The sequence below is a fragment of the Pseudomonas sp. UYIF39 genome, from assembly GCF_029963765.1.
In the GTDB taxonomy this organism is placed as follows: Bacteria; Pseudomonadota; Gammaproteobacteria; order Pseudomonadales; family Pseudomonadaceae; genus Aquipseudomonas.
In genome coordinates this window covers 311,938-328,198 of sequence record NZ_JALBYU010000001.1, presented here as the reverse complement: position 1 = coordinate 328,198, position 16,261 = coordinate 311,938, and the positions used below count along the sequence as shown (strand labels likewise).

At 60.4% G+C, this 16,261-nt stretch carries 14 protein-coding genes and 1 pseudogene; 6 read left to right on the top strand and 9 right to left on the bottom strand.

All coding sequences use genetic code 11. The annotated features are described in order from the left end of the window. Window positions 1-8: 8 nt before the first annotated feature. A pseudogene (locus MO767_RS01650) lies at window positions 9-113 on the bottom strand (SAM-dependent methyltransferase); the annotation flags it as partial. A 206-nt stretch (window positions 114-319) separates the two neighbouring features. On the opposite strand from MO767_RS01650, the gene MO767_RS01645 reads away from it, so the two are divergent. The 4 genes from MO767_RS01645 (at window position 320) to pncA (ending at window position 2,861) form a co-directional block, all read left to right on the top strand. Next, window positions 320-856, top strand: a complete 537-nt coding sequence (locus MO767_RS01645; RefSeq protein WP_282479118.1) for a tetratricopeptide repeat protein — start codon at window positions 320-322, stop codon at window positions 854-856. A gap of 93 nt (window positions 857-949) precedes the next feature. Next, the gene (locus MO767_RS01640; RefSeq protein ID WP_282479342.1) at window positions 950-1,408 is read left to right on the top strand and encodes a sigma-70 family RNA polymerase sigma factor; all 459 of its coding nucleotides are present in this window, start codon (window positions 950-952) and stop codon (window positions 1,406-1,408) included. Then, entirely contained in the window at window positions 1,405-2,181 is a 777-nt protein-coding gene (locus tag MO767_RS01635) for a transcriptional regulator (RefSeq protein ID WP_282479117.1), read from the top strand. The genes MO767_RS01640 and MO767_RS01635 overlap by 4 nt, the downstream gene beginning before the upstream one ends. A 50-nt stretch (window positions 2,182-2,231) precedes the next feature. Continuing rightward, window positions 2,232-2,861, top strand: coding sequence for a bifunctional nicotinamidase/pyrazinamidase (gene pncA, locus MO767_RS01630; RefSeq protein WP_282479116.1), 630 nt, complete (start codon window positions 2,232-2,234; stop codon window positions 2,859-2,861). 176 nt (window positions 2,862-3,037) lie between these two features. Here pncA and MO767_RS01625 read toward each other — a convergent pair whose 3' ends face one another. Both MO767_RS01625 and MO767_RS01620 read right to left on the bottom strand, forming a co-directional pair. Continuing rightward, on the bottom strand, window positions 3,038-4,339 hold the full coding sequence (locus MO767_RS01625; protein ID WP_282479115.1) for an ATP-binding protein: 1,302 nt from the start codon (window positions 4,337-4,339) through the stop codon (window positions 3,038-3,040). 4 nt (window positions 4,340-4,343) lie between these two features. Beyond that, window positions 4,344-5,045, bottom strand: coding sequence for a response regulator transcription factor (locus MO767_RS01620; RefSeq protein WP_008155184.1), 702 nt, complete (start codon window positions 5,043-5,045; stop codon window positions 4,344-4,346). A 267-nt stretch (window positions 5,046-5,312) separates the two neighbouring features. Here MO767_RS01620 and MO767_RS01615 point away from each other — a divergent pair, with 267 nt between their 5' ends. Both MO767_RS01615 and MO767_RS01610 read left to right on the top strand, forming a co-directional pair. Further along, window positions 5,313-6,470 (top strand): efflux RND transporter periplasmic adaptor subunit, encoded by a 1,158-nt coding sequence (locus MO767_RS01615; protein ID WP_282479114.1) that lies wholly within the window; start codon window positions 5,313-5,315, stop codon window positions 6,468-6,470. Window positions 6,471-6,485: 15 nt separating this feature from the next. Then, the gene (locus MO767_RS01610; RefSeq protein ID WP_282479113.1) at window positions 6,486-9,584 is read left to right on the top strand and encodes an efflux RND transporter permease subunit; all 3,099 of its coding nucleotides are present in this window, start codon (window positions 6,486-6,488) and stop codon (window positions 9,582-9,584) included. 140 nt (window positions 9,585-9,724) lie between these two features. Here the strand turns inward: MO767_RS01610 and pepN are convergent, their stop codons facing one another. From pepN to MO767_RS01580, 6 genes are read right to left on the bottom strand one after another with little or no spacing between them, the layout of a single operon-like run. Continuing rightward, complete coding sequence (gene pepN / locus MO767_RS01605) at window positions 9,725-12,382, bottom strand: aminopeptidase N (protein WP_282479112.1); 2,658 nt, start codon at window positions 12,380-12,382, stop codon at window positions 9,725-9,727. A gap of 10 nt (window positions 12,383-12,392) precedes the next feature. Further along, window positions 12,393-13,223, bottom strand: coding sequence for a DUF2797 domain-containing protein (locus MO767_RS01600; RefSeq protein WP_134421605.1), 831 nt, complete (start codon window positions 13,221-13,223; stop codon window positions 12,393-12,395). Next, window positions 13,220-13,480 carry a DUF1315 family protein gene (locus MO767_RS01595; protein WP_282479111.1) on the bottom strand — a complete coding sequence of 87 codons (261 nt, stop codon included), beginning with the start codon at window positions 13,478-13,480 and terminating at the stop codon, window positions 13,220-13,222. Before MO767_RS01595 ends, MO767_RS01600 begins: the two co-directional genes overlap by 4 nt. A 33-nt stretch (window positions 13,481-13,513) precedes the next feature. Further along, window positions 13,514-14,383, bottom strand: coding sequence for a rhomboid family intramembrane serine protease (locus MO767_RS01590; protein WP_282479110.1), 870 nt, complete (start codon window positions 14,381-14,383; stop codon window positions 13,514-13,516). Further along, complete coding sequence (locus MO767_RS01585) at window positions 14,380-15,351, bottom strand: metallophosphoesterase (protein WP_282479109.1); 972 nt, start codon at window positions 15,349-15,351, stop codon at window positions 14,380-14,382. The genes MO767_RS01590 and MO767_RS01585 overlap by 4 nt, the downstream gene beginning before the upstream one ends. Beyond that, entirely contained in the window at window positions 15,351-16,241 is an 891-nt protein-coding gene (locus MO767_RS01580) for an NAD(+) kinase (protein WP_007906781.1), read from the bottom strand. The genes MO767_RS01585 and MO767_RS01580 overlap by 1 nt, the downstream gene beginning before the upstream one ends. Window positions 16,242-16,261 lie beyond the last annotated feature (20 nt).

The following is a 16,261-nucleotide window of genomic DNA, read 5'->3' as shown; positions in this document are numbered from 1 at the left end:
CCCTCGCCCAGCCAATCGGCCACTGGCGGCGGATAATCCGGACGACCGCGAACGTAGGTATCATCCCCGGTTTTATAGCCAGCGGCCGCCGAGTGATGGACCTGATCTTTCAGGGCCGAGCTCCAGATCGACAACGAATGCTGTCGAGCAAAGCGCCTCGATTTGAGCTTTCCTTGCACAGACCGCCAGTAAGAAATGAATAATTGTTCACCCTGTGGTGTTCACCTTTCATCGCCCCTGAGAATTGACCATGAAAAACCCAAACCTGAAGCCGGGGCGTGGTACGAACTGAAGCGAATTAACCTGTGGAGCATCGCCCATGAACACCCGTTTCGCTGTGTTAACTGTCCAGTTGCTGCTGGCGGCCGCCTTGTCCAGTTCGCTTGCATTCGCCAATGGTGGCGGCGATGACGCCCCCGCAAGCCCCAATTGCCCTAAAGGCCAGGTCTTCGACTCCCGGTCGCAAAAATGCCTCAAGCAAACCAGCAGCCTGCTGCCGGACGCCGACCGCACCAATTACGCCTATCGCCTGGCCAAGGACGGTCGTTATGAGGAAGCGCTGGCCCTGCTCGACACCCTCAAACAGCCAAACACCGCCAAGGCCTTGAACTATCGCGGCTACGCTACACGTAAACTGGGGCGCACCGACGAAGGTATCGGCTATTACCTGCAATCGGTCAAACTTGACCCGCAATACGCGCAAGTACGCGAATACCTCGGCGAAGCGTATGTGGTCAAAGGTCGGTTAGACCTCGCTCAGGAACAGTTGCAGCAGATCAAATCCATCTGCGGCAGCACCACCTGCGAGGAATACCAGGACCTGGCTGAGGCCATCAACAATTCATCGAAAACCTGACACACCGAGCAGACGGAGGGCGCCATCGCCAGCGATCAGGCAATACGGGCAGAACTGGGCCAGCACCTGGCGCGTTTATGGCGCTACGGCCTGCTGCTTTCCCGGCAACGGCATGTCGCCGAAGACCTGGTGCAGGCCACCTGCGTGCGGGCGCTCGAGCGTGCCGGGCAGTTTGTCCCGGGCACCCGCATGGACCGCTGGTTGCTGAGCATTCTGCACTCGATCTGGCTCAACGAAGTTCGCTCCCGAAGAGTGCGTCATGGACAAGGGGTGGTGGATGCCGACAACGCTTTGTCGTTCGATGGTGAATACGCAGCGCAAACCCATGTCCTCGCGGCTCAGGTGATCAGGCGTGTGGATGCCCTGCCCGAAACCCAGCGCGAAACGGTGTTTCTCGCCTATGTCGAAGGTTTGTCCTACCGCGAAGTGGCCGACGTGCTGGACGTGCCCATCGGCACCGTCATGAGTCGCCTGGCCGCTGCACGCGCGAAACTGGCCGAGTACCCGCCATTGCACACCGTGCCGAACCCTTCCACTGGAGAACGTCGATGAACGATCACGCACGCCCGACGGTCCCCTCGGATGAGCAACTGGTGGCCTACCTCGACAACCAGCTCGACAGCGAACAGCGCACCCGCATCGACGCGGCCATCCTTGAAGACCCAACACTCAACCTGCGCCTGCAATGGCTGGCCCGCAGCAGCCTGCCGTTCAAGGAGGCCTACGACGAGTTGGGCCGACAGGCGCCCGTGGACCGCTTGCAATCGATGCTCGACACCCTGCCTTCACCTGAACGCCCGACCATGAATCGACGCTGGTTTCTCGCAGCGGCCGCCGGGCTGGTGATCAGTGGCGTAGTGGCGGACCGGCTGTTCCTCGGTTGGCAGTTGAGTCAGCAAACTAACAACTGGCGCGGGCTGGTGGCCGAGTACATGTCGCTTTACGTGCCGCAAACCCTGGACCACTTGCCCACTGACGAAGCCGCTCAGCGGGCGCAACTGCGGACCATCGATGCGCGTCTGGGACTGAATCTTGTGCCGACACAACTGACCCTGCCACGCTCCGAGTTCAAGCGCGCGCAAATCCTCGAGTACGACGGCGTCGCCATTGCCCAAATCACCTATCTGGACCCGGCGCACGGCCCCATGGCGCTGTGCGTCACCCGCTCCAACAGCGGCAGCCGGCATTTCGCCCAGGAACGCCGGTACGGGATGAACATTGTTTATTGGGCCGACATGCAACATGCCTGGATGTTGATCGGGCATAACCCGGTGGCGGATCTGGAGGACATGGCGAAATTGTTGAGAGGCCGGCTTAGCGCGTGATCCGTTTTGTCACTATGCTGGGTGCCTCATTTCCAAGTCGGAACCTATCCATGCCGATAGCTTCACGCACAGCCTTACTGGTCATCGACGTACAGAACGACTTCTTCCCCGGCGGCCATCTACCGGTGCCGGAGGGCGACCAGATCGTCCCGCTGATCAATCGCCTTGGCGCCCGGTTCACCCAAGTCATCATCGCCCAGGACTGGCACCCGGCCGGACATGCGTCCTTCGCCTCCAGCCACCCGGGCCACGCACCTTACGACGTGATTCAACTGCCTTATGGCGAGCAGACGCTCTGGCCGGACCATTGCGTGCGGGCCACACCCGGTGCCGAGTTACACAAGGATCTGGACCTGCCCCACGCCCAACTGATCATCCGCAAGGGCTGCAACCCGGACATCGACAGTTACTCGGCGTTTCTGGAGGCGGACCGAACGACCACCACAGGCTTGGCCGGGTACTTGAAGGAACGCGGTATCGACACGGTCTATCTGGTTGGGCTGGCACTCGATTTCTGCGTGATGTTCTCTGCGCTGGATGCGCGGGCGGCTGGGTTTAACGTGTTTGTGGTGTCGGATGCGTGTCGGGCGATTGATCTGGAGGGTTCATTGGCGGCAGCGATCGAGCGGATGCAGGTGGCTGGGGTTGGGTTGATTCCATCAACCGAAGTGCCAGGTTAGCCCCCTGTAGCAGCTGTCGAGCAGCGCGAGGCTGCGTTCGAGGACGCAGTCCTCGCAAGTCCGGCGGATGCGGTGTTCCTGAAAGAACCAGTTGCCTGGTTTTACAAGTGCTGCGTCCGAACGCGGCCCGACTCGAACGCAGCCTCGCAGGCTCGGCAGCTGCTACACAGAGTGCGTCAGGCTGAGGTGGGCAGCCACAAACGGAACCGTGCGCCGCCCAATGGCGACGGTTCCACGGTCAGTGTGCCGCCCTGGGCTTCCAGCGCCCGCCGACTGATTGCCAGCCCCAGACCAAACCCGCCCGTTGCCCGGTCGCGACTGCGATCCAGCCGATAGAACGGTTCGAATATCCGTTCCCGCTCATCCTCCGGAATGCCAATGCCGTCGTCATCGACCCAGATTTCGCAGCCTTTTGGACAGACCTGTACGCCAATCTGAATGCGCTTTTCGCAGTAGCGCATGGCATTGCGCAGCAGGTTCTGAATAGCGCGAGCGGTCAGGCGTGGATCGAGAACAAAGCGTTCAAGTTGGCCGTTAAGCATCACATCGATAACGATGTCCGGGGATTCCAGTTCTTCGTCGACGCTGCCCAGAATGCTGTCGATAAACTCATCCAGCGACACCTCGACCCGCTCCGGCAGTCGCGCCGGGTTTTGCAGGCGACTGTAGGACAACAGTTCCAGCACCAACTCATCGAGCTCGCGAATGTGCCCGACCAGACCTTGCAGACGCTCACGACTGGCGGCTGGCAAATCGTCGGACAACGCCAGCGCCAGGCCGAAATCCAGTCGTGTCAGGGGCGTGCGCAATTCGTGAGAGACTGCATTGAGCAGGTCCCGCTGCTGGTTTAACAGGTTCTCGATATCGCCAGCCATGGTGTCGAAGACGTTGGCCAGGCTACCGATGTTGGAGCTTTGGGAAATCTGAGTGCGCTCGCTCAAGTGGCCCTTGCCGAAACGTTCAGCCGTACCTTTGAGGCGCTCTAGGTCGTGCCAGTGCGGGCGCAGCCACAGCAACAGGCAGGCAAGCATGGTCGCGCCGATCAGCACGTTGATGCTCCAGTACAACAGGCTGACGTCCATCGGGTCCGGCGGCACGACCATCTCTACCACCGTCCGCTCGTTCAGCGGCGACACCGCCAGGGTGCGCCAGCCCCAGTCGCCAATGCGCACGACGTTCTCGCCACGCTGCAAACGCTTGCGCTCATCAGGGGTGAAATCGGCATCGTCGTTACCGGTCAGTACGATGTGCAGCGGCTGGAATTCCTTGTCCATCTCCGCGGCCAATGCCGGCCATTGTTCCGGGGGTACGGCATGAAACTGTTTGACGATGAGGGTTTGCAGCCCGCGCGAGTAATCGAGGTTGTAGGTGACAAAGCGCTCCTGGAAGACCTTGATCACCACGTCAGGCACCAGATAGATCGCCGCACTGTACGAAACGATGGTCACCAGGTACAGGCGAAACAGGATTCTGAACATCGACTCAGCATTCCCACTCGGAACGGCTGAACAGGTAACCCTTGCCCCACACGGTCTTGATCTTGCGCGCCTCGCCGGCGTGGTCGTCGAACTTGCGCCGCAGCTTGGAAATCGCCACGTCCACCGAGCGGTCGGTGCCATTGAACTCGATGCCGCGCAGGCGTTGCAGAATCTGGTCGCGACTGAGCACTTCGCCGGCATGCCGAGCGAGTACCACCAGCAGGTTGTATTCACCGCTGGACAGTTCGACCAATTGCTCGCGCCAGGTGACGGTGCGCTCGGACAGGTCGATGCACAGATTGCCCATCAGAATGCGGTCGTTGGCCGTCTGCGGTTCGGTGAGGCTGCTGCGCCGCAGCAACGTCCGCACCCGGGCCAGCAACACCCGCGGTTCGCAGGGTTTGGTGACGTAGTCGTCGGCGCCCATTTCCAGGCCCAGCACCTGATCGTGACTGTCGTCGCGGGCGGTGAGCATCAGGATCGGCAGCGTGGCCGAATCGGCGCGCAGCAAGCGGCAGACTTGTAGGCCGTCGAGCCCCGGCAGCATCAGGTCGAGGATCACCAGGTCCGGCGGATTGACCCGCGCACGTTCGCGCACATGGTCACCACGGCTGATCACGCTGACGCTATAGCCGTTGCGTTCCAGGTAACTGGCAATCAGTTCGGAGAGCGCGGTGTCGTCTTCGACCAGGAGGATGTTGGGCATGGGTGTTTCCAGAAAGTGCAGTGGCGTTTGACAGACCGCTTTCGCGAGCAGGCTCGCTCCCACAGGGGACCGCCTTTCAACTGTAGGAGCGAGCCTGCTCGCGAAAGCAATCTAACAGTCGCAATAGAAATCGAGGCGTGAAGGATATACGCCCTCGCCCGTGCCTGAGTAAAACCCTTACACAATTTCACACAGCGCCTACAAAGCTTCACCGCTACCCTCGTCGCCTCCCCGTAGGATGCGGGAGGTCATTATTGGGGTATTTGAATGTCAATGAATCTGCTTGCCAGGCTCAGCCTGATTGCACTGGCGCTGACGCTGAGCGCTTGTGACAAGGCCTCGACGGCCGAAGAACAGGCGCCTCTGGCCACGGTTCGCATCGAGACCATCCAAGCCAGCCCCCTGTCGATCACCAGTGAACTGAGCGGGCGGATTGCCGCGCCACGCATTGCCGAAGTCCGCGCCCGGGTTGCCGGGGTGGTGTTGCAACGCGCATTCCGTGAAGGCAGTGATGTGAAAAAAGGCGAAGTGTTGTTCCGTATCGATCCGGCGCCGTTCAAGGCTGACCTGGACAGCGCTGAAGCGGCGCTGCGCAAGGCTGAAGCCAATGCCTTTCAGGCGCGCCTGCAAGAGCAGCGTTACGCGCAATTGATCGAAGGCAATGCCATCAGCGGTCAGGATTATGACAACGCCCGGGCCAGTGCCCGGCAAACGGCTGCTGACGTCGCCGCGAACAAAGCCGCCGTGGAACGGGCGAAACTCAACCTGGGTTACGCCACGGTCACGGCGCCGATCTCCGGGCGCATCGGCCGCGCGCTGGTGACCGAAGGCGCACTGGTCGGGCAGAACGAAACCACGCCGCTGGCATTGATTCAGCAACTGAACCCGATCCACGCCGACCTCACCCAATCGACCCGCGAACTCAACGACCTGCGCCGGGCGTTCCGTTCCGGCCAGTTGCAGCAGGTCGGTCAGGACCAGGCCAAAGCCACGCTGATCCAGGACGACGGCAGTCTCTATCCGTTACCGGGCAAGTTGCTGTTCGCCGACATCACCGTCGACCCCGGCACCGGTCAGATCATTTTGCGCAGCGAGTTCCCCAACCCGGACCTCGACTTGCTGCCGGGCAGCTTCGTGCGCGTACGTCTGGAGCAAGCGGTCAATCAGCAAGGCATCAGCGTGCCGCAACGGGCCATCCAGCGTGACAGCGCCGGTATCGCCCAAGTGCTGTTGCTCGACGCCGAACAGCGGGTCGGCCAGCAACCGGTCGAACTGGGCGCCGTGCAGAACGATCGCTGGATCGTCACCGCCGGGCTCAGGCCTGGTGACCGCATCGTCACTGAAGGCCTGCAGCACGCCCGTCCCGGCGAAAAAGTGCAGATCGACGACACCCCTCTTCCACTTGCCCAGGCTTCTGGTCAGTAAGCAGGACGCTTCTTTATGCCGCAGTTCTTTATCGATCGCCCGGTGTTCGCCTGGGTGGTTGCCCTGTTCATCCTGTTGGCCGGCGCCCTGGCCATTCCACAGTTGCCGGTGGCGCAATACCCCAACGTAGCGCCGCCGAAAGTCGAAATCTACGCCGTGTACCCCGGTGCTTCGGCGCAAACCGTGGACGAAAGCGTGGTCAGCCTGATCGAGGAAGAACTCAACGGCGCTGACCATCTGCTGTATTTCGAATCCCAGAGCAGCCTCGGCAGTGCCACCATCACTGCAACGTTCCAGCCGGGCACTGACCCAGAAATGGCTCAGGTCGATGTGCAAAACCGCCTGAAAGTGGTCGAGTCCCGCCTGCCTCAAGCAGTGACGCAGCAGGGTTTGCAGGTGGAGAAAGTCTCCGCCGGCTTCCTGCTTCTGATCACCCTCACCTCCAGTGACGGCAAGCTTGATGATGTGGCGCTCAGCGATTACCTGGCGCGCAACGTGATGAACGAGATCAAGCGCCTGGACGGCGTCGGCAAGGCGCAGCTGTACGGTGCCGAACGGGCGATGAGAATCTGGATCGACCCGCAAAAGCTGATCGGTTTCAACCTGACCCCGGCTGACGTCAACGCCGCCATCGTCGCGCAGAACGCACAAGTGTCGGCCGGCAGCATCGGCGACTTGCCGACCCGCACCACTCAGGAAATCACCGCGACCATACTGGTCAAAGGTCAGTTGTCGACGCCGGAAGAATTCGCCGACATCGTCCTGAAAGCCAATCCCGACGGCTCAACTGTGCGCATCAAAGACGTGGCGCGCGTCGAGATCGGCAGTCAGGAATATCAGTTTTCCACCCGCCTTAACGGCAAACCGTCGACCGCCGTCAGCGTGCAGTTGGCACCGGGCGCCAACGCCTTGAGTACCGCGACCCTGGTGCGGGCGAAGATGGACGAACTGGCGCGCTACTTCCCGGCTGGCGTGGAATACAAGATCCCGTACGACACCTCGCCCTTCGTCAAAGTCTCGATCACCAAAGTGGTTTACACCCTCGGCGAGGCGATGTTGCTGGTGTTTGCGGTGATGTTCCTGTTCCTGCAAAACATTCGCTACACGCTGATTCCAACCCTGGTGGTGCCGGTAGCGCTGATGGGCACCTTTGCGACCATGTTGGCCCTCGGGTTTTCGATCAACGTGCTGACCATGTTCGGCATGGTGCTGGCGATCGGCATTCTGGTGGATGACGCGATTGTGGTGGTGGAGAACGTCGAGCGAATCATGGCCACCGAAGGCCTGTCGCCCAAAGAGGCCACGCGCAAGGCGATGAAGCAGATCACCGGGGCGATCATCGGCATCACGCTGGTGCTGGTCGCGGTGTTCATTCCGATGGCGTTCATGCAGGGTTCGGTCGGGGTGATTTACCGGCAATTCTCCTTGTCGATGGCGACTTCGATTCTGTTCTCGGCGTTCCTCGCCCTGACCTTGACCCCGGCGTTGTGCGCGACACTGCTCAAGCCGATTGCCAAGGGCGAACATCACGAAAAGTGGGGGTTCTTCGGCTGGTTCAACCGGCGTTTCGAGCAACTGACCGAGCGTTATCAGGGCTGGGTCGCCTATGCGCTGAAACGCACTGGCCGTTACCTGCTGATCTACGGCGTGCTGCTGATCGGATTGGGCGTGTGCTTCAGTCGACTGCCCTCCTCGTTCCTGCCGGTGGAGGATCAGGGTTACACCATCACCGACATTCAGCTGCCACCGGGTGCAAGCAAGAACCGAACAGTGCAGGTGGTCGAGCAGATCGAAGCCCATAACGCCACTGAACCCGGCGTCGGCGACAGCACGGTGATTCTCGGTTTCAGTTTTTCCGGTAGCGGGCAGAACGCCGCGTTGGCGTTTACCACGCTCAAAGACTGGTCTGATCGAGGTAGCGACGACTCAGCCAGTTCCATTGCCGATCGCGCCAACATCGCGTTGAGTCAGATCAAGGAAGCCATGGCGTTTTCGATACTGCCGCCGCCGGTGGATGGCCTGGGCACCTCCAGTGGTTTCGAGTTCCGCTTGCAGGACCGTGGCGGTCTTGGCCATGCCACGTTGATGCAGGCGCGCAGTGAATTGCTCGCTGCGGCCGAGAAAAGCCCGATTCTGATGAACGTGCGCGAAAGCGCCCTGGCCGAAGCGCCGCAGGTGCAACTTGAAGTCGACCGCAAACAGGCCAACGCGTTGGGCGTGTCCTTTCCCGACATCGGCAACGTGCTGTCCACCGCCGTCGGTTCGGCCTACATCAACGACTTCCCCAATCAGGGGCGGATGCAGCGGGTAGTGGTGCAGGCTGAAGGCGATCAGCGCAGCCAGGTCGCCGATCTGCTGAAGATTCACGTGCGCAACAGCGCCGGGAAAATGGTGCCGTTGTCGGCCTTCGTCCAGGCCAAATGGACCCAGGGCCCGGCGCAATTGACTCGCTACAACGGCTACCCGGCGATCAGCATTTCCGGCGAACCGTCGCCCGGTCACAGCACCGGCGAAGCCATGGCCGAAGTCGAACGTCTGGTTGCACTTGGCCCGGCGGGATTGGGGCAGGAATGGACCGGGTTGTCGTTGCAAGAACGCTTGTCCGGCAGTCAGGCTCCGATCCTGCTCGGTTTGTCGTTGCTGATCGTGTTCCTGTGTCTGGCCGCGTTGTATGAGAGCTGGTCGATTCCGACCTCGGTGCTGCTGGTGGTGCCGCTCGGCGTACTCGGCGCGGTACTGGCCGTGACCTTGCGCGGGATGCCCAACGACGTGTTCTTCAAGGTTGGATTGATTATCATCATCGGGCTGTCGGCGAAGAACGCGATCCTGATCATCGAGTTCGCCAAGAGCCTGTACGACGAAGGTCATGACCTGATCGACGCCACGCTGCAAGCCGCACGTCTGCGACTGCGGCCGATTGTGATGACGTCGCTGGCGTTCATCCTTGGCGTGGTGCCGCTGGCGATTGCCACCGGGGCCAGTTCGGCTAGCCAGCAAGCTATCGGCACCGGGGTGATTGGCGGGATGATCACCGCGACACTGGCGGTGGTGTTTGTGCCGGTGTTTTTTGTGGTGGTGATGAAACTCGTGCGAAAGCGACATAAGGAAATCTAACCCACACCACCGACCTCCAGTGGGAGCGAGCTTGCTCGCGATGGCGGCCCTACAGTCAACATAGATACTGACTGATATGGCCTCATCGCGAGCAAGCTCGCACAGGAATCCAAGTGCCCCCTGTGAGAGCGAAACCAAACTCAAGCCAGGCTTTTGCTCACCACCTCGAACACATCGCTGGACAACTGACCCGAAGCGCGAATCCGCTCCAGCTCACCTTTCATCAACGCCTGACGCGCATCGTCATACTTGCGCCAGCGCGTAAGCGGCGCCAACTGCCGAGAAGCGATCTGTGGATTGAACCCGTTCAACTCGATCACCAGATCCGCCAGGAACCGATAACCCGAACCATCAGCCGCATGGAAGTTGATCAGGTTCTGCCCCGCAAACGCGCCAACCAGTGCCCGCACCTTGTTCGGGTTCTTGATGTTGAACGCAGGATGCTGCATCAACGCCTTGACCCGCGCCAGACCACCGGGCAACACGCTGCCCGCCTGGACGCTGAACCACTGATCCATGACCAGCTGATTATCCTTGAAGTTCTCGGCAAAACTCGCCAGTGCCGTGGCCTTCTCTACTTCGAACGACGAATTCACCAGCACCGCCAAAGCTGTCAGGCGCTCGGTCATGTTGTCGCTGGTCTCGAACTGCTCAAGCGTTGCCGCCAACACTTCCGGTTTGCCGCTGAGCATCAGGTACGACAGCGCAATGTTCTGCAATGCGCGACGAGCGAAGTGCTCGGCCTCGGCTACATACGGGGTTTTCTTCGACAAGTCGCGATTGGCCTGATAACGCAGCCACAACGCTTCGAACAAACCTTCAGCCAATTGTTTACGAGCAAACTCGCGAGCGATGTGAATGGCGTCAACGTCAGCCACTTCGCTGATCTCGGTCAGATATGCCTCGCCCGGCAGCGAGAGCATTTCCGCGACCATGGCCTGATCCAGCGTCTCGTCAGACAGCACGGTACGCAAGGCAGAAATCAGACGCTGATCCAGCACCAGTTTCTCGCCCTTTTGCTGCTGAGCAATCAGCTCTTGCAGCACCTGAACCGACAATTGCTGACCCGCATCCCAACGGTTGAAACCGTCGCTGTCGTGCTGCATCAGGAACATCAGCTGATCGCGGTTGTACGGGAAGCTCAGTTTCACCGGCGCCGAGAAGCCACGCAGCAACGAAGGTAATGGCTGTTCCGCGATGTCGATGAAGGTGAACGTCTGCTCGGCTTCGGTCACCGAAATGACCCGTGAGGTGCCCTGAGCGCTGGCTTCACCGGAAAGACGCAACGCAATGGCCGCTCCTTTGGCGTCCAGCAGGCCCAATTCGACCGGAATCACGAACGGCAGCTTCTCAACCTTGTCCGGGGTTGCGGGGCAGCTTTGACGGAACGTCAGGCTGTAGGTTTTCGCCGCCGCGTCATAGGACTCGCTGACCGCCAAACGCGGCGTGCCGGCCTGGCTGTACCAGCGTTTGAACTGGGTCAGGTCAACACCGTTGGCGTCTTCCATGGCCTTGATGAAGTCGTCGCAAGTCACGGCCTCGCCGTCATGGCGTTCGAAGTACAGGTCGCTGCCTTTGCGGAAACCTTCGGCGCCGAGCAAGGTGTGGATCATGCCGACCACTTCCGAACCCTTTTCGTACACGGTCAGGGTGTAGAAGTTGGAAATCTCGATGAAGCTGTCCGGGCGCACGGCGTGAGCCATGGGACCAGCATCTTCGGCGAACTGGTGAGTGCGCAGGTACGCCACGTCCTGGATGCGCTTGACCGTGGCCGAGTTCATGTCGGCGGAGAAGCCCGAATCTCGGAACACGGTGAAGCCTTCCTTCAGAGACAACTGGAACCAGTCGCGGCAGGTCACGCGGTTGCCTGACCAGTTGTGGAAGTACTCGTGGGCAACAATCGCCTCGACCCGCTGGTGCGCGGCGTCGGTCGCGGTTTCAGCGCGGGCCAGCACGGCGCTGGAGTTGAAGATATTGAGCCCCTTGTTCTCCATGGCGCCCATGTTGAAGTCGTTGACCGCGACGATCATGAAGATGTCCAGGTCGTACTCTCGACCGTACACCTCTTCGTCCCAGCGCATGGATTTCTTCAGGCTGTTCATGGCGTGCTGGCACTTGTCGATGTTTTCCGGCTCGACATAAATGCGCAGTGCCACGGAGCGATCTGTCATGGTGGTGAAGGTGTCTTCGATGCACCACAAATCACCGGCCACCAGTGCGAACAGGTAGGCAGGCTTCTTGAACGGATCTTCCCAGGTCGCCCAGTGCCGGCCGTCTTCGCCCGGACCGCTGGCAATCGGGTTGCCGTTGGACAGCAACACCGGATAGCTGTGCTGCTCCGCAACCACTGTGGTGGTGAACGTGCTCATCACGTCCGGACGGTCGAGGTAATAGGTGATCTTGCGAAAGCCTTCGGCCTCGCACTGGGTGCAGAACATCGTGCCGGATTTGTACAGGCCTTCCAGCGCGGTGTTGGTTTCCGGGTGGATCTTGACGCTTGTGTCGACCGTGAAGGTGGTGCTGGTCGGGTGCAGGGTCAGGTGATTCTCGGTTAACTGGTAGTCGCCAGCGGTCAACTCGCTGTCGGCCAGGGTCACCGACAGCAATTCAAGCTGCTGGCCATCCAGCACCAGCGGCGGCAGGCCCGGGCCACGTTCAGGATTGCGGCGCATCACCAGTTGCGCATGGACCAGGCTGTGGTCCTCGAACAACTCGAAGGTCAGGTGCGTCTCGTCGATCAGGTACTCGGGCGCCTGATAGTCCTTCAGGTAGATCATCTTCGGTTGTTCGGTGCGCATGCTGGAGTCCTTACTGATGCACGGCGAGCTGGTAGGCCGTGTATTTACGAATATTGATTACGCCGGTGTCGAAAATCAGGTACTGGCCTTTGATTCCCAACAGGGTGCCTTCGGCGATCGGATTCTTGTCCAGGTTGAAGCTGACGATTTTGGCCGGGTATTGCTCGACCGGATAGCGGATTTCGAGCGTTTCTACATCGGCAATAGTCTGGATCGCTTGTAGGCCGAATCGTTCCTGCAAACCTTGCAATCCTTCGGCGCAACTGTCGAACAACTGATCACGAACCTGCGCCAGGTCGACCGACACCGCGTCGCCCTTGAGTAAAGCACGCCAGTTGGTCTTGTCTGCGACCTGGCTGCGGAACAGGTCTTCGACGAAGCCCGACTGCTGACGGGTCGAAACCCGCATGATCGGCAAGGCCTGACGGGCGCCCTGATCGATCCAACGGGTCGGCAGCTGGGTGGCGCGGGTAATCCCGACCTTCACCCCCGAAGAGTTGGACAGATACACAATGTGATCGGTCATGCAGAACTTCTCGCCCCACTCCGGCTCACGGCAAGTGCCAGCGTCATAGTGGCAACGCTCCGGGCTCATGATGCAGATGTCGCACTGGGCCAGTTTGGTCATGCACGGGTAGCAGTAACCCTGACTGAAACTGGTTTTGGTCTTGCGTCCGCAATGGGTGCAGTGAATCGCTCCCAGGTATTCCAGGCGCACCGTGGTCCCGATCAAAGGATTGACCGGCACCTCGACGTCGTCCAGACGAAACGCGTATTGCACGTTCGGCCCGTCAAGGCGCGCCGACATTTTGCTGATTGCACCGCGGCCAATCTCGATCAATGGACGGCATCCGATTTGAACAGGATATTCGGCACTTCGATCGACTTGGAGCCGCACTCCTGCACGCCCATGTAACCGGTGCGCTGGTCTTCGGGCAGGTTCTGGATTTCCCAGGCGATCATCGCTTGCAGCGACAGTTCGCGTTGTTCGGCGGTGAGTTTGCCACCGTCGGACCATTTACCGATTTCCACCGCCAGTTTCAGGCTTTGGTAGATATCAGGGGTGATGTTGTTGATCATTTCGTGAAAAGAGGACATCAAGGGCTCCGCGCTCTTTAATACATAACAGTTTTAGGCGGCCAGTTTACGGCGGTTGTACAAACCACCCAACAAGCCGGTCAAGCATCCGACGAGCAACCCGCCGACGTGGGCCGCATTGGCAATTTCACCGAAGCCGATCATCGAGACCAGCCCGGACAGGCACAGCAATAGCCACACCAGCATCATCACCAGCACGCCACGCGGCAGGCTATAAGCACGGTTCGGCGAAATCATCTGGAAAATCCAGCAATGCCCGAGCAGGCCATAGAGCACGCCGGACAACCCGCCAAACAGGGTCGGGCCACTGAAATAATATTGGGCGTAGTTGGACACCAGACTGAAGAGCAACGTCAGGCCAATCAGGTTGATGCTGCCCTGGCGCGACTCGATGCGTCGCCCCAGTTCCCAGTACCACATGCCGTTCATGGCCAGGTGCAGGATGCCGAAGTGGATCAGCATCGGTGTCACCAGACGCCACCATTGCCCCGCCGCCAGGCTGTCAGCCAAGGGCACAAAGTGGATGTACTCGCCGACAATGCGGTAATCGAGGAAGGTCAGCCAGCGCATCGAGTCGAGGTTTTCGCCCAGCAGCGTCACCGCGCCGACAAGCAGGCTCAGCAGCAACACGAAGGCTGTCGCCTTGGCGTGGCGCAGTTGCTCGGCGAAACTTGGGCGCTTGATGGTTTGCGCCACCGGAATGTCCAGCTGTTGATCGGGATCACCCGCCGGGAAGCGTTCGTACAACGAGCGCACGTCTTCGCTGATGTTGGCCGGCACCCACAGCACCTGCTCGCCCGCCTCTTCGCTGACCCGATGCGGCACCTGCATGCGCTGCAACAGTTTGACGAACCCGCTCAAGTCCACCGCCAGCGGCAGCCGTAAAACAGCAACGGCACTCATCGCAGCACCTCCGGCCGCTCGACATCGACCCAGACAAATTTATGCGGGTCGAGACGGGTTTCCTGGTCCAGACGGTAGGCGACCAGTTTGCCGTAGAGCACGGCGCTGTAATCCAGACAGGCCAGATTCGGCCGGATCGGCACCGGTTTGCCGCTGCGCCAGTAATGGCCCACGAACAACACTGGCTCGTCGACGCCATAGCGCAGCAAGGTGTTTTTTTCAGTGGACGACAGCGGCGTCCGGGCCACGGGTTCGGGCAAGGCGTCGGGCTGGAACACAATGTCTCCGTAGGTTTGCGGGTCGTCTTCCCAGAACTTGGTGCGGAAGAACGAACGCGTCAGGCCATCGCCGCTGGTCATTGTCAGACCATGAGGCAAGCGCATGTCAGTGCCGCGCAGCAGGCGGTCGAACACGGTGCAGGCGAAACTGCCCGGTACGGCCGAGGCCTGGAGAAAATGTTCATCGACGCAACCGTTGGGGAATAGCGCGCGCAATGGTTCGATCAGGCCCGCATCCCAGCAGGCATGCACCACACGGAAACGCCCGGCATCGACGAACAATGGCATCTCATAGAACCATTGCAGGAAGTCATGCCAGTCAGCCGGATGGTCTTCGAATTGAGTCAGGGTTTCGTTCAGCAAACGGGCATGGCGCGGGGTGTGTTCACGCACGAACTGCTTGCCGCTGCCCGGAGGCGCCGGGGTGCTCCAGCCGAGGGCGTTGAATTCATGGTTGCCCATGATGCACAGCGCCTGGCCGGCTTCGACCATATCGTGAACAATGTGCAGCGCTTCGCGAATCCGCGGACCGCGGTCGATGATGTCGCCGACGAACACCGCCATGCGCGACGGGTGCCGCCAGACGCCACCGTGTTTTTGGTAACCGAGCCGGTCGAGCAAGTGCTCAAGGGTCAGAGCGCAACCGTGCACGTCACCGATCAGGTCGTAGCTTCGCGCGGGATCGAGCATCAGTCGCCTCCACCACCCAACTTGCTGCCCCAGCCGAGTTTGGTCCGGCAGACTTCATAGTAGTTGTGGTCGAGCGGGTGAATCAGCCGCAGCTTCTGGGCCTTCTTGCTGATGGTGATGGTGTCACCCGGCGCGCAGGTGAAATGGTTCTGCCCGTCACAGGAGACTTGCGGGTAAATCTGCATATCTTTAGACACGACGATTTTCAGCTCACTGTTGCCATCGACCACAATCGGCCTGCCCGACAAGGTATGGGGGTACATCGGCACAATCACAATAGCGTCGAGCTTGGGATGCATGATCGGCCCGCCCGCCGACAGTGCGTAGGCCGTCGAACCGGTAGGCGTGGCGACGATCAGGCCATCGGCCTTCTGGCTGCAGACGAACTGGCCGTCGATGTACAGTTCGAATTCGATCATCCGCGTCGACTTGCCGGGGTGCAGCACCACGTCGTTCAGCGCGTCGCCCTGACCGATGGCCTCGGCGTGGCGGCGGACTTCGGCTTGCAGCAGGAAGCGGTTTTCTACCAGATAGTGGCCGTCGAGCACCTCGGCGACTTTGACTTCCAGCTCATCGGGGCGAATATCGGTCAGGAAGCCCAGGCTGCCACGGTTGATGCCGAGCACCGGAATATTGTGCCGGGCCAATGCCCGCGCAGCGCCCAACAGGCTGCCGTCACCACCGACCACAATCACCATGTCACATACTTCGCCGAGCATCTTGCGCGACGAGGTTTGCAGGCCATGACCCGGCAAGACTTCGGCGATGGTGTCTTCGAGGATCACGTGCAGGTGGCGATCGAGCAGAAACCGTTTCAGTCGGCGGACGGTATCCAGCACCTGAGAACTGCCCAGGCGACCGATGATGCCGATATTACGAAATTGCTCCATGGGGCTCCTAGTGAAGGGCG

What these genes read in the sequence shown, in the direction of transcription:
- MO767_RS01645 (WP_282479118.1), top strand. Translation starts at nt 320, where the DNA reads ATGAACACCCGTTTCGCTGTGTTAACTGTCCAGTTGCTGCTGGCGGCC.
- MO767_RS01635 (WP_282479117.1), top strand. Translation starts at nt 1,405, where the DNA reads ATGAACGATCACGCACGCCCGACGGTCCCCTCGGATGAGCAACTGGTG.
- pncA (WP_282479116.1), top strand. Translation starts at nt 2,232, where the DNA reads ATGCCGATAGCTTCACGCACAGCCTTACTGGTCATCGACGTACAGAAC.
- MO767_RS01625 (WP_282479115.1), bottom strand. Translation starts at nt 4,339, where the DNA reads ATGTTCAGAATCCTGTTTCGCCTGTACCTGGTGACCATCGTTTCGTAC.
- MO767_RS01620 (WP_008155184.1), bottom strand. Translation starts at nt 5,045, where the DNA reads ATGCCCAACATCCTCCTGGTCGAAGACGACACCGCGCTCTCCGAACTG.
- MO767_RS01615 (WP_282479114.1), top strand. Translation starts at nt 5,313, where the DNA reads ATGTCAATGAATCTGCTTGCCAGGCTCAGCCTGATTGCACTGGCGCTG.
- MO767_RS01610 (WP_282479113.1), top strand. Translation starts at nt 6,486, where the DNA reads ATGCCGCAGTTCTTTATCGATCGCCCGGTGTTCGCCTGGGTGGTTGCC.
- pepN (WP_282479112.1), bottom strand. Translation starts at nt 12,382, where the DNA reads ATGCGCACCGAACAACCGAAGATGATCTACCTGAAGGACTATCAGGCG.
- MO767_RS01595 (WP_282479111.1), bottom strand. Translation starts at nt 13,480, where the DNA reads ATGTCCTCTTTTCACGAAATGATCAACAACATCACCCCTGATATCTAC.
- MO767_RS01590 (WP_282479110.1), bottom strand. Translation starts at nt 14,383, where the DNA reads ATGAGTGCCGTTGCTGTTTTACGGCTGCCGCTGGCGGTGGACTTGAGC.
- MO767_RS01585 (WP_282479109.1), bottom strand. Translation starts at nt 15,351, where the DNA reads ATGCTCGATCCCGCGCGAAGCTACGACCTGATCGGTGACGTGCACGGT.
- MO767_RS01580 (WP_007906781.1), bottom strand. Translation starts at nt 16,241, where the DNA reads ATGGAGCAATTTCGTAATATCGGCATCATCGGTCGCCTGGGCAGTTCT.